At 32.6% G+C, this 12,374-nt stretch carries 15 protein-coding genes and 2 pseudogenes; 5 read left to right on the top strand and 12 right to left on the bottom strand.

What is annotated here, in order from left to right:
- Window positions 1-182: 182 nt before the first annotated feature.
- Window positions 183-920, top strand: coding sequence for a hypothetical protein (locus tag AC1RNS_RS02275; RefSeq protein WP_492990492.1), 738 nt, complete (start codon window positions 183-185; stop codon window positions 918-920).
- Window positions 921-1,268: 348 nt separating this feature from the next.
- On the opposite strand, the pseudogene AC1RNS_RS02280 reads toward AC1RNS_RS02275, so the two are convergent.
- Window positions 1,269-1,442 (bottom strand): annotated as a pseudogene (locus tag AC1RNS_RS02280) (MFS transporter); the annotation flags it as partial.
- Window positions 1,443-1,488: 46 nt separating this feature from the next.
- Window positions 1,489-2,070, bottom strand: a pseudogene (locus AC1RNS_RS02285) (recombinase family protein).
- A gap of 340 nt (window positions 2,071-2,410) precedes the next feature.
- Here AC1RNS_RS02285 and AC1RNS_RS02290 point away from each other — a divergent pair.
- From AC1RNS_RS02290 to AC1RNS_RS02300, 3 genes are all read left to right on the top strand, one after another.
- Window positions 2,411-3,013 (top strand): DUF4879 domain-containing protein, encoded by a 603-nt coding sequence (locus AC1RNS_RS02290; RefSeq protein ID WP_492990494.1) that lies wholly within the window; start codon window positions 2,411-2,413, stop codon window positions 3,011-3,013.
- 34 nt (window positions 3,014-3,047) lie between these two features.
- Entirely contained in the window at window positions 3,048-3,389 is a 342-nt protein-coding gene (locus tag AC1RNS_RS02295) for a hypothetical protein (protein ID WP_492990495.1), read from the top strand.
- A gap of 1,090 nt (window positions 3,390-4,479) precedes the next feature.
- Window positions 4,480-4,914, top strand: coding sequence for a hypothetical protein (locus tag AC1RNS_RS02300; protein WP_492990496.1), 435 nt, complete (start codon window positions 4,480-4,482; stop codon window positions 4,912-4,914).
- Between the two features lie 47 nt (window positions 4,915-4,961).
- Here the strand turns inward: AC1RNS_RS02300 and AC1RNS_RS02305 are convergent, their stop codons facing one another.
- The 3 genes from AC1RNS_RS02305 to AC1RNS_RS02315 all read right to left on the bottom strand — a co-directional run bounded on the left by AC1RNS_RS02305 (window position 4,962) and on the right by AC1RNS_RS02315 (window position 6,277).
- Window positions 4,962-5,156, bottom strand: a complete 195-nt coding sequence (locus AC1RNS_RS02305) for a hypothetical protein (protein ID WP_492990498.1) — start codon at window positions 5,154-5,156, stop codon at window positions 4,962-4,964.
- Between the two features lie 53 nt (window positions 5,157-5,209).
- The gene (locus tag AC1RNS_RS02310) at window positions 5,210-5,740 is read right to left on the bottom strand and encodes a DUF3841 domain-containing protein (protein WP_492990500.1); all 531 of its coding nucleotides are present in this window, start codon (window positions 5,738-5,740) and stop codon (window positions 5,210-5,212) included.
- Window positions 5,741-5,956: 216 nt separating this feature from the next.
- Window positions 5,957-6,277, bottom strand: a complete 321-nt coding sequence (locus AC1RNS_RS02315) for a cytochrome C biogenesis protein (protein ID WP_492990501.1) — start codon at window positions 6,275-6,277, stop codon at window positions 5,957-5,959.
- 181 nt (window positions 6,278-6,458) lie between these two features.
- On the opposite strand from AC1RNS_RS02315, the gene AC1RNS_RS02320 reads away from it, so the two are divergent.
- Window positions 6,459-6,638: a hypothetical protein gene (locus AC1RNS_RS02320; RefSeq protein ID WP_492990502.1), complete on the top strand. Its 180-nt coding sequence runs from the start codon at window positions 6,459-6,461 to the stop codon at window positions 6,636-6,638.
- A 311-nt stretch (window positions 6,639-6,949) separates the two neighbouring features.
- On the opposite strand, the gene AC1RNS_RS02325 is transcribed toward AC1RNS_RS02320, so the two are convergent.
- The 7 genes from AC1RNS_RS02325 to AC1RNS_RS02355 form a co-directional block, all read right to left on the bottom strand.
- Window positions 6,950-7,300: a DUF2786 domain-containing protein gene (locus tag AC1RNS_RS02325; protein WP_492990504.1), complete on the bottom strand. Its 351-nt coding sequence runs from the start codon at window positions 7,298-7,300 to the stop codon at window positions 6,950-6,952.
- 487 nt (window positions 7,301-7,787) lie between these two features.
- A complete protein-coding gene (locus tag AC1RNS_RS02330) occupies window positions 7,788-9,434 on the bottom strand; it encodes a sensor domain-containing diguanylate cyclase (RefSeq protein ID WP_492990506.1) in 1,647 nt (548 codons plus the stop codon).
- Window positions 9,435-9,555: 121 nt separating this feature from the next.
- Window positions 9,556-9,804, bottom strand: coding sequence for a hypothetical protein (locus AC1RNS_RS02335; RefSeq protein ID WP_492990508.1), 249 nt, complete (start codon window positions 9,802-9,804; stop codon window positions 9,556-9,558).
- Window positions 9,797-10,300, bottom strand: a complete 504-nt coding sequence (locus AC1RNS_RS02340) for an RNA polymerase sigma factor (RefSeq protein WP_492990846.1) — start codon at window positions 10,298-10,300, stop codon at window positions 9,797-9,799. Before AC1RNS_RS02340 ends, AC1RNS_RS02335 begins: the two co-directional genes overlap by 8 nt.
- 7 nt (window positions 10,301-10,307) lie before the next feature.
- The gene (locus AC1RNS_RS02345; RefSeq protein WP_492990510.1) at window positions 10,308-10,688 is read right to left on the bottom strand and encodes a group-specific protein; all 381 of its coding nucleotides are present in this window, start codon (window positions 10,686-10,688) and stop codon (window positions 10,308-10,310) included.
- Between the two features lie 8 nt (window positions 10,689-10,696).
- Entirely contained in the window at window positions 10,697-11,446 is a 750-nt protein-coding gene (locus AC1RNS_RS02350) for an ABC transporter permease (protein ID WP_492990511.1), read from the bottom strand.
- Window positions 11,443-12,165, bottom strand: coding sequence for an ATP-binding cassette domain-containing protein (locus AC1RNS_RS02355; protein WP_492990512.1), 723 nt, complete (start codon window positions 12,163-12,165; stop codon window positions 11,443-11,445). The genes AC1RNS_RS02350 and AC1RNS_RS02355 overlap by 4 nt, the downstream gene beginning before the upstream one ends.
- Between the last annotated feature and the right edge of the window lie 209 nt (window positions 12,166-12,374).

Consider the following 12,374-nt stretch of genomic DNA (forward strand, 5'->3'; position numbering starts at 1 on the left):
TGGGAAATAAACCACAAGTTTTGGTGAAGAACCAAAAAATAAATTAATAACCATTATTTTCTTAATTTAAATATATTTTATACCTATTCATCCTATATTTACCTTTATTATTATAATTCTTACATACTTACTAAGTTTTATGTTATATTGTTTTTATTCTAAAATGATAAGGAGAGATTGAATTGATTAAAAAAAGTAAGTTTAGGATTGTTTCACTAGTTTTTTTAGTAGCATTTTCGTTTCTTATCGTACTTCCCAATAGTGGAGTATCAGCATCAACATTAAAATTTTCTGATGAAATAACAAATTTTCAAGATACTAGATCATCAGACTATAGAAAACTAGAGTATACGTATGAACAAAATGGAGAGTCATTTAAAGTATTAGAAGAATTTGATGAAGATTTTAAAGGTGTTTCTAGTAAAATTTTCAAGAAGGACAATTTAGGTAATTTTGAATTACAATCTGAACAAAGAACAACTACAATAAGTGTAGATGAAGTAGCAATAACAACAACAATCGAGGACAAAACTTCAACAGAAATTATTAAAGTAAATAGTGATACTATACAAGATGAGAGTAATATTAATTTAGACTCTAAAATAACACCATTTGCAGCTACTACAGATTGGATTTATCAAATGACAACAAAAACTTCAGATAAAATCAAAGGGTTTACTGTTGGTGCTATCACAATTGTTATATCTGCAACAATACCATTTGCTTCTGTAAGTATAGTTTCCCAAATTGCGAATTTAGCTTATCAAATGAGCCTTGAAAACTTATATTACTCAACAGAATGGTATTATAAGTATGAAGGAGTCATTCCAGTAAGTGAAAAAAAGGTTGCATATGTTTATGAAGATTCTGCAAGAAAAACCTTACTTAAAGGTCCAATTACTACTATTCGCACTCCTTAATTTAAAGAAAGAGGGCATGTAGAGATGAAAGAAACAACTATAAGAACTAGTTTATTGATATTAATAGGTTTGTTAATTATTTTTTATTTAAATACAATTACGCTAATAATTGTATTAGCAACTCTTATTCTATTATCAATTTATGATGTTTATAAAAAACCTACCAAATTGAAGGTATTACTCTACATTGTCATATTCTCACTATTGTTTATCTATATTTATATCAATAAATAATAAAGCCCCTAAAATAGACGTTGTTTTTTTTAGTGGTGTTGGTTTAAAATAAAGTTTGATTAAGAAAGTGTTACGAACTTTAAACCATTTAATTCTTCTTTCTGTAGTAAAAATAGCTGTTTTCATTACTCTCGCAACCATCGCAGGATTCAATGCTACACTAGTACCAATAAAAATCATCGAAATAACTGCAATGTATTTATTCTCTGTACCTAAAGCAAATAAAGACAATGCTACTATTAAAATAATCAATCCGCTCATCAGTATTTTCATTGTATATTTATCAGCAATACCAGCTGTGTACCTGGTGTTTTCGGTGGTGCATAAGCAGACTTCAGGAATTGACCGGATCGTGTATTATAGAGGTATCTGGCTTCTCTCTTTCTAAATAGCGATAAATTGTCGTCCGAGACACGCCCCACTTTTCTGCAACATCTTTAATCGGTGTACCACTTTCAATTAAAGCCTTCATCATTTCAATATCTTTTTGTCCATACTTCTCCAGACGTCCACGCGCCTTTGCAGCTGCTTGGTCTGCAGCAGATCGTTCTTCGATTAGATTACGTTCAAATTCTGCAAATGCTGCGAACAAGTGAAACATTAGTTGCCTCGTTGCATTACTTTTGTCCATTGTTAGATTTTCTTGAAGACTATGAAAGCCAACACCACGCTCATTTAAGCTGTTCACAATTTGAATCAATTCTTGCATATTACATCCTAGTCGGTCCAATCGTCAAACGACAATTGTGTCGCCTTCACGTGCATACTGAAGTACTTCCTCTTAACCTGGACGTTGTTTTTTTGCCCCGCTCATTTTATCGTGAAAAATTTTTGTACAACCATATTGTGTTAACGCATCTGTTTGTAAATCTAAATTTTGTAATCCTGTCGACACACGTGCATATCCAATTAACATCAAGTATCACTCTTTCTCCTTTTTGCTTTGATTTCATGGTAACATAAGATGAAATTGAGTTCGTTATTGAACATAGAATAATGAACAGGGTTTTATTACATTTAAAGCAATAAAAAATTCCCCTTTCTAATCAAAAACACATGTGTTCAGAAAAGGGAGAGTTTTGGAACAAAACACACGCTAAATTGTTCAGATAAGATCTACTTAAAAGAACATTTTCTGAAGTGATAATAAGTCTATTAAATAACCAATTATTAATTTTGTTAAATATTGTTAAGTATCCTATTTTTTATCCGATAATTACAATGTGTTACAAATAATGTAAAAGGAGAAGTTGTATATGAAGAAATATTTACTAGCTGTTGGAATTTTAACAAGTGGCTTTTTGGGGCTAAATACAGCTGAAGCTTCAGAAGTAGAAAAAGATAAGCTTGAAGTAGATCCATTAATTGAAAATCTAAAAACAGAACATCCTGATTGGACAATTACATTAGTAACTTCAGATGAGGCTACTAAAATTAAAGAAGAAGTAAATAATAGTCCAGTTCTAAGAGGTCCAGCGCCACCATTAACAGCTCTCTATATTGATCAAATAGCATCACAAGTCGGAACAAGCAATGAATATACTGAGGATCTTCGCACGCAAACTTCTCATGCAGTTTCAGGCAAAGTTTCCATAGGAGTGATGCAAGTTGGTTATGGAAGTGAAAATCAATGGTTAGATGATGAACGTATTACTTATCAAAATCGTGATTATAAAATTAATGTTGCTTCCATAGATTCTAATAATGACAGAATTGTAGATGGGTTTTATTATACAGTAACTTTTAATTCAGACTTAAAAATCTCAAGTGGAACTTCTGCATTATATAAGTTTAATTGTACTTCAAGTAGTTACCCTTGGAACACCATTGAAAGAACTTTAAATATTCCACATTTATAATTTAAGAATCCATTGAAGAGAGGTGTATTTAAAAATGGTTTCTATGGAAGATATGAGTATAAGGCTATTTATACTTCGAGGAGCTTACGGATACAAAGGTTTTACTGAACAAGTTGGCGAAAATATGTATAAAGTTGATACGAAAGCTTTTCAAGAAACGATAGAAAATGCCAAAGAACCGATTGATGCTAGTAAAGTTTCAAAGTTATCATCTGATCAAATTAAAGTGTTACAAGGTGCACCAAGTGGTAATTGGTTGATTCCTTTACTGAATAGAATGGGACAGTTAGGGATGATGGATTTACGTGAGGGACTAGTCAACCCTAAAGTATTCCAATATACTTCGACAATGCATGCTTATAAAAGATCCATTTAGTAAAAGTGAAAATAAAAGGCATTAACGATAAGGATTTTCCCTTTCTTGTTAATGCTTTTTTCAGTTGTTATGTAAACCATTAATAGTATTAATCAAAAGCATACTGCTAACATAAGGTCTATATAATAGAAGAAACTCACCTAAAATTCACATATTAAACATGCCAGGAACATCAGTTGATATTTGTAAAATGATAATAAAGTTATTTATTTTTGATATAAAAATATGAGAGCCTTGTCACAGTAAAAAGATTTTGGAGGAATTTGGTTGATCAACAGGCGTGACATTTTACCTCACTTTAAATTCAAAGTAGGTTTCAACAGCATTACGTAAACTGGCCGTTCCATCACAAAAAGTTTTGTAACCCTTTTTACCTTTGACTGTTATTGAATGTAGTGGTTTATGACAATTCTGTTCATCTTCCTTTGTATAGTTTAATTTGCGAAATTTGCCTTTGGAGCAAGAACAACATTATTTAACTTCTCCTTTTAAAAGTCCTTGTTTTTTTAACTTATTACAAATTTTATTGACCTGTTGTCTTGGTTTAATATCCAATTTTGCGGAGAGACAATCGTCACAGGGATTCTTTCATAGTATTCATGGTAGTACTCATTATTTTCTATTTTCCATAAGAGTTCACCCATTTCATGATCAATTTCATCTAAGACAAACCGTTCCCCAGTTTAAAGCTGGGGTTTTTTAATGTATAGAGAACCCTATTTTACACACAATAATATTAAGTGTATCGCACGCACTTTATATAGGCTGTGGCGTTGGTTGACCGCCGCAGCTTTTTTATTTTTTATCTATTTCAAAGGCAATGAACTATATAGCCCATGTTATCTAATCATATAAATAGTAGTGTTAAGCTAAACTAGTTTAACTAGGTACCTCCCAATCTGTTACTTATGGTCACTTCCGCCCGTGACCATAAGGGCTCTCCTTTATAGGGTTACTTTCGACTAAGTGCCCTATTAATAGTCATGAACCTCATAATGTTCAGTTTAATTTGATTTTTATTTGAAATCAGATACATAAAATTTTTTAATTTGCAAATAACAAGAACAAATACTGAAAGGAAACTTTTTATATGAGAAAAATAATAATCATCTCGTTACTTTTATTGAGTTTCCTGGCAATAAATTCTGCTTTTGCTAAATCAGATATAGAATATTTTCCTCAAGATCAACCCCCGAGTGTGATAGAGTTAGCCTTTTTACGTGATTTAGGTCTACCAATCCTTGAAACAATGTCTTCATACGGTGATAATCAATTATTCGATTATGGAAGAATCGAAAAAATTGAAAGAAATAGACAAAATGACTACTATGATGTCAGTTTAAGGGTTATTTCTTTTGAAGGTGCACACAATCCACCATTTAAACTAATTAACATCACTTTTCGTATACCGCATGGTGAATCTTCAGAAAAGTATAAAATGATTTCAAATAAGGCCGTAATTTCATATAAGGTTAAAAATATTACTCCTGAAGAAGTTGATAAGTTATCTAAATTCACTAATTAACTCACAAATTTTTACTGCACATTTTTTATCCAGTGTTCAGTAAGCTTTCAAAAAATCAATAAAGGCTCTGTCCAGTTACTTCCGTTTTCGATACAGTCAATATATTGGTCTGCTACTGTATCATTTTCCTTAAGCCCTTTGCTATCAAGCCAATCTCTAACAATCTTTTCATATTCTCTTGCTATCTCAAATAACGCACCTGCTCCCTTAATCGCTTCTTGGATTTCTTTCGGCACTTTCATAATTAATTCTCCTTACCACAAAATTTTTTCTACTATTCTTCAATCTTCAAACGTTATCCTTTGCCTATAAAGCGTGTAACTTTCTTAACTTGCTCCATTGTAATTCGCGGAGTAACACCTTGCATCCAATGCTCTTTATAATTACCTCCCCATTCAGTTGGTCTACTTGCTAACCACTCATGGTCAAATAATCGTTCCCAAGTTTTTGAAACTTCTTCTTTAGGAAATCCTCTTTCTTTAAAATAATCAAATTCTTTTTCATTATAAGTTATTGGACTTTCGTTTAAGATCGAATGCCATTGTTCGAATGACGACCATAAAATTCTATTCTCTGGAATATCTAATTTTAAAATAACCCATCTTTCTCCTTTTGTTGCAAGTGCTTTTTCATTTCCGCTTGGTCTTCTTTGCCATAACCATATTGGGTTGTTTTCCACTTTACAATTGGCTATACGTTTTTCCATTTGAAATACCATCCATTCGTAGGCTTTGGGAAACATAGCAATTTTCTTATCACCTTCTAAGTATCCTTGCTCTCGCATTCTTTTATAAATAAATTCAGGTTGAACAGTGTATACAATCAAAAATAATCCTCCTCATGCTGTAAGCCTTCTTCACATTGTTCAGTGGTTTGACAATACTACGTCTTTTTTACAATAGGCAACTTCCTTTACAAAGTTACTATCATGAATATACATAGACTATCACTCATTATAAGATTCTCTCTTTTGCCATCCCTTTTATTCGATAGCTATTTTCTTCATTTGGCACATTTCATAAATGTAACTACATCAGACCTATTAGTTTATTAAAGGAATTACATTTATAATAGGTTCCTCATAAGGATGGATAACATTTATTATATTTTTTACTTCTTCTATTTTTGAATATAGACATCTAAATTCCAACTTACATTCAGTTCCGAATGAAATTTCTCCAATCTCTCCACCGTAAGGTACAGCTTTGTCAAGTGGTCTCCAATACCCTTTTGTAACAGTATAAGAAACAACATGGTCATAATTACCGACTGTTAAAACTCCTAATTTATTTAGTTCATTTCTTAATTGTTCAATGTATTCTTCTGGTAATAAGACTTCAACTTTTACAAATTTTATATCCATTTTACACCTCAATAATTTTTGTATTTTTCTAAATGATACATAATTTTCTCAAAGTGTTCAGTAACTAGATTAATTCCATCTCCTTAATCCTTTCTGAAAAAAACATTTCTCTTATGAAACTACATTTTTTTGAAACTCACATAGCTTTATATTGTATACTCCTTATTAGGAGGCGATGGTAATGAAAAAAAATTTCCTATGGAAAAATATTATTATTGGTAAGATTGATAAAAATCATCCTCAATCAGAAAAAATCGACAAAGCATTAGATGAAATCAGTAAAGCATTAGATGAAACTTTTACTTCTGTTGGCAAAATGACAAATGACATAACATCATTTACTGACGACAATCGTAAATAACCATATTTTTCTGCGGGCACTTACAAGTGCCCTTTTTTAAACCTAATGCTCAGAATGTTTAGCAATTCTCGATTGCTTCTAACTCCCATTCATTAACGGCTTAATTCATTAACTCGTTAGTAAATAGAAATTCTCCATTTTCTGCAACCAATAAAGAACGTCCATTTTTATCGTATACAGGCTATTTTTCACCTTTTAAGAAAACCCTATCTCCTGCTTTGAAATTTTCTTTCGGAACTACATGGTAAAGTATATTATAACCCATTTTCTCCATCCTTCCTTCTATGCATTTTTTTCAATCGCCCCAACGTTTATGAGGATAATCTACTCTGCATAAATCCAGTTTCTAACGCTTTCTGACGTACTTTCATGGTAGGTTCGTATTCCCCAACCCCATATGTATTTCGATAGTAGCTGCATCTAAAATGACGGGCTATAATTTGTGCCAATTTTCTATGCCACCAAATTAATTTATTTCTATATACTCTTTCATTAACTACTGTTTTATCATTAACAAAACTAGAAACTAATTCTAATTCCTGAATATTGTGTTTCAACATAAGCTTTCTTGCATGTAACATAGCCGTTTGTGATTCTTCATCCGTAGCATCTTTTGCTAAAGTGAGAAGCTTTTGAATTTTGATTTTAATGGATTCCTCCAAATTTATACCTCTTTTATTATTAACCTTATGTACAAGCTATACGTATGCTCTTGGATTTGTGTCGTGATCGCAATTATTACAATGATAAGTACCATCTTCTCTTATCCAACACTCCGGATAACCACAATTACAAGTCCACTTGTAATCACACTGAGGTGCTTTTTCGTCTGCCCCACAACTAATACACTTATTGTTTAGCCCTAGCCTTTTCATGAAATTTCACTTTCTCCACATAATCTTTCAAAAGCGATGCCGTTCATGCATTAAGGCATGTACTGAGAGAAATGGAAGAAAAATTATCGACACGTTTGATTGTGCTATCGAAACTGGGGCTAGTTTATAACTAACCCCCACTCAAACCGCTATATTTAGGCAAACATTACCTTTAAAATTCTACTGCATAAAGAATTTTTATTTGATGCTTATTTTCAATTTCTTGTAATATATTTAATATAATCTCCTTCATCTAAAATACCTTCTTAGCTATTTAAATGTTCGTGTCTACTTGATTAGTACTATCATACACTCTAAGTTGATTTCTACCACTTTCCTTGGCAATGTAAAGAGCTTGATCAGCCTTATCAAGCAGCTCATAAAATGTTGAAACATCGCTGGATTGACCGTATTCTGCAATGCCGATACTCACTGTTACATTGATCTTTAACTGGTCGTTCGTAAATGGATTTGCTTCTACATTTTCGCGAACTCTTTCTGCTATTTTTATGGCACTTTCTATTGTTGTATCTGGTGATAAAATAACAAACTCCTCTCCCCCATACCTTGTAATCAGATCAACTCTTCGCACGGAATTAGAAATGATGTTGGCCACATGCTTTAACACTTCATCACCAATTAAATGTCCATAAGTATCATTAACCTTTTTAAAAAAATCAATATCAATGGCTATACATGAACATGCATCTTCATCTTCTAAACATTTCTCAAAAACAAGTTCTCCCTGCTCAATCAAATAACGGCGGTTATAGAGCTTTGTCAGCTGACAGGTTACTGATAATTCCTTCAATAAAATTGTATCCTGTCTGACCTTGGTGCTCATGTCATTAAAGGATGAACAAAGCTCTTGAAATTCCTGTGCATAAGGCGCCAGCTGCTGTTCATTTATTTGATACTCATAATTTCCTTGCTGTACCTTTCCAACACCTGTAAGAAGCTGTTGAATAGGTTCTTCAATTTTTTTTGAAAGCTGAAGCATAACTCTAATGGTAAAGAATGAGCCTATGACAATGCATAAGGCTATAAGGAGAAATCTAATAATGAGTGGCTTTAATGCATCGAATAAACCAATTTCTGAAATAATAAACCATTTCCCTTGATTGATCGGCTTACTTTTCGCAAACACCCATTTCCTGTTCATGTCTTTATAAATATGAAGGTCATTTGCAGTATTATTGACAGCAAAGTTAAGAATATGCTCATCCACTTTGAAATGTTCAGATGAGTTATCATTTTTTTTGACATTTAATGCAGTCAGCATCATGCCATCCTGATTCATAATATAGGCATGTCCAAGAAAGCCGACTCTTGATTCATGTAGTAGTTGATTGATTGTCTGGACATTCACGGTTCCAAAAACTACTCCATTAAATTGTTGCTGCTCATTCAACATAGGTGAAGCAAATGCAACAATAGGCTGATTGGTAACTTTACTGATTAAAATATCTGTGATGTAGGGTTGTTGTGTTTTTTTAGCAATCTGAAAATACTCACGATCTTGTACATTTACACCCGTCCCATTTGTTGTAAATTCAGTAACGGTATCAAATTGCACAATGCCATCTTTATTGACAAAGATCAAGTCAGCAAAATCGGTTTTATCTTTAAAGTCTTGAAAAAAAGGTTGAGCCTTTTTATAATCAAAACCTTTTACGAAGTCTAAATTAGCAATAGTATGTATATCGCCGGAACGTTCTGTTAACCAGCTTTCAAAAAAATATGTTTGAGTATTTAAATAATTCACCATCTCTTCATTTTGATGATGAATGGTTTGCCGAAATTCAATGAAAAGCGTTGGAATAAATATACAAAGTCCAATGATAAAAGTAATGAGTATAAGTGCTCTATGAAGCTGACCTCTTATCTTGTTTGGCTGTGGTATGTTTCTAAAAACCTTCAAAGTATTCACCCCCAAGACAAATCCATATATTCCCTTAATTTATACAATAAATAGTACTCTATTCATTAAAAATACCACAATCTAATGACTGTGGCAGTGAAATATTTAAGAGTTATTCATTTTATTGTAACAAAATTTGAATAATTGTAATAAATACAGCCGTGACGATGGGCAATAGTTTCAAAGAAGTGTAGCCGACTGAGGATGAACAAATAGGCTCTAATGGATCTTTTGTAGGAGAGGCTAAATACTGGATAAAACGTTGCCAGCGACTTTTCTTATGTGTTATTAGCTGCTTGGGAATCTCTACTTTATCATGATCTAAGCTGTCTTTTAGCCATTGCTCCTTGTGAAATTCATTTTTAAGCATCGAAATCCTCCTTTAGCTCTTCCTTTAAAGTCTTTATCGCATTATGTAATCTGGATTTAACGGTACCAAGTGGGATGGACAAGATTTGTGCAATTTCCTCCTGTGGCAAATCATGATAATACACAAGCAAAATAACAGCTCGTTGCTTTTCAGGTAATTGAAGTATGGCTTCTTGAATCGTTAATTTTTCATCAGTTGATAGACGACGGCTTTCTGTTGGTACTAAAAACGGAAAGAGTGTGCGCCACTTTTTACGTCGATTTAATTTATTGATCATTAAACGATACGCGATTTGAAATAAAAATGCCTTCACCGTTCCCTTTTGTTGATCAAAATCCTGCTTTATATATTGTAAACGCTCAAAGGCATCTTGTACAATATCAATGCTTAGCTGCTCCTCACGAGTATAGCGAAATAAAAAGCAGTACAGAGGCTCATACAAACGACTATAGAGCTGTTCAAAGCCCTCAATACCGCCACTTTTATAGACCTCCATCCACTCCTCATTGCTCATCATCTAGCTCATCCCCCCAATGAGCCTTAATGGCCTTCATCGTATTTGAAACGCGAGTTACTAAATAAAGGATGTCAACAGTAACCCATACCTGTGATTGATTTGTAAAAAATTGCACATATGGATTTTCGACTGTTTGACCAGAAGATACGAGCATGTTTAGTGCCTGTACACAAAGTATTGTATAAATAGATAAGACAAGCGTTAATGTATCAAGCACATTCCAGCGTAAAAAAATAGTTGTTTTTTTATAGTTAATTCTCCCATTCTCACGTACAATATATTTTCGTTCTAGTGAAATAGCAATCACTATGATTACTACCATCATGATGCCTCCAAAAATAAGAGACACAATCCATCCAATTCCCATAAAATCACCTACTTACTGGTATATACTTTTTTAGCAATGGTAGCTAACACCAAGCTTAGAACTGCTAAAATTATACAATATTGATATTGTGGAAGCCATGTTTCACCCATTAAATTTAAAGACACTTGCAAGCTATCATATAAATATAGCATCGGATTCCAAATTAGGAAAATAAAATAATCTTGGGGATTTTTCTCCGCTAATGTTAAAAACATCGATGTCATTTGTATGGAAAACATAAATAACAACATAATCGGTACAAGCATACTTGTTGCCACTTTTTCATTTTTAAATAGACCTGCCAATATAAAGCTCAATGGATACAGTGCTAGTAATACAAAATTACTTATTAAAATAATTAGTAAAAATGATGATAATGAAATATCAATAATAAATGAGTAACCAGTGAGTAGTAACACTAAAAATAGATTTAATAAGGTAAAGACGCCAATTCCCATCCCTATATAGTAAGTGTGTGGCTTAATGCCTGTTCGTTGCACCCATTGGAGGGTTTTATTGGCTTTCATATCAGCTAAATAGATTGTAGCACTAGAAAAAGAAAAGAAGAAGATTAGCATAATTATAGAAATCGGTAAAAACTGACCTTTAATCAAAAAATTAAATGATTCTTCAGTCATCACGCTTTTAGCAAAAAATGATACGGTCATAAACATAAATCCTGGTAACAAATTTCCAATAGCCATTCCTGGGTTACGAATACTTTCCAACATATACATACGTGCAATTTTCTTAATCATCCTGCTTTTCCTCCTAAAATTTGACCTGTCGCTTCGTAATAAAGACCTTCAATTCCCGGTAATCTTGCATCTGTATATTTATGATAAAGCTCATCTTGCGTAGCATTTTCAATGATTTTACCCTCTTTTAGGATGACAACATAATCAAATAATGGCTCTAATCCTGCCACATCATGACTAATAATAATGAGCAATTTATTACGCTGACTAATTTCCTTTTGTAGGTAAAACATCAATTGCTTTTTCTTTGTTAAATCTAAATCAGCAAATGGCTCATCTAATATGATGATTGGTTTATTTAATAAAAAAGAAAGGAATATGGATACTGCTTTTCGCTGACCACCTGACGCATTTTTCAACAAAATATGATCATACGTCGGTAACCCTAATATTTCATATAGCTCACCCAAATCAACCCTATTATTCGTCAATGTAGTAAAAAGAGCAATCACTTCGCGAATTTTAAGATGCTGATAACTCGAAAAAAATTGATATTGTAGCGCTACCTGCTCGTGTACATTAACGGACGAACCCTGAATTTGTATAGAACCATTATCTGATTTTAGATCGCCTGCCATACACTTTGATAATGTAGATTTCCCGGCACCATTTTGACCTAGCAATAAATAGCAGTAGCCCCATTTAAATGTAGTTGATACACCGTCCAATACGTTTACACCATTAAATTTTTTCACAATATCCTTAACAATAAGTTCCAAAATATAACCTCCCTATATTGTATTTCACTTACTATACAAACAGGGATCATAAAAAGTTCATTTTATTTTTAAAAAAACAAAAAAAGTTTTTTTCTATCACCATTACGCACTCAAACCTTCACGTTCAATAGGAAAAAGCATTAAAAAAAGTCCACACGCTTATGCAGACTTCATAGCTTCTAGCATACCGTAGAACGAGGAATTTTCTA

The sequence above is a fragment of the Lysinibacillus sp. GW821-FHT14F06 genome (genome assembly GCF_058803665.1).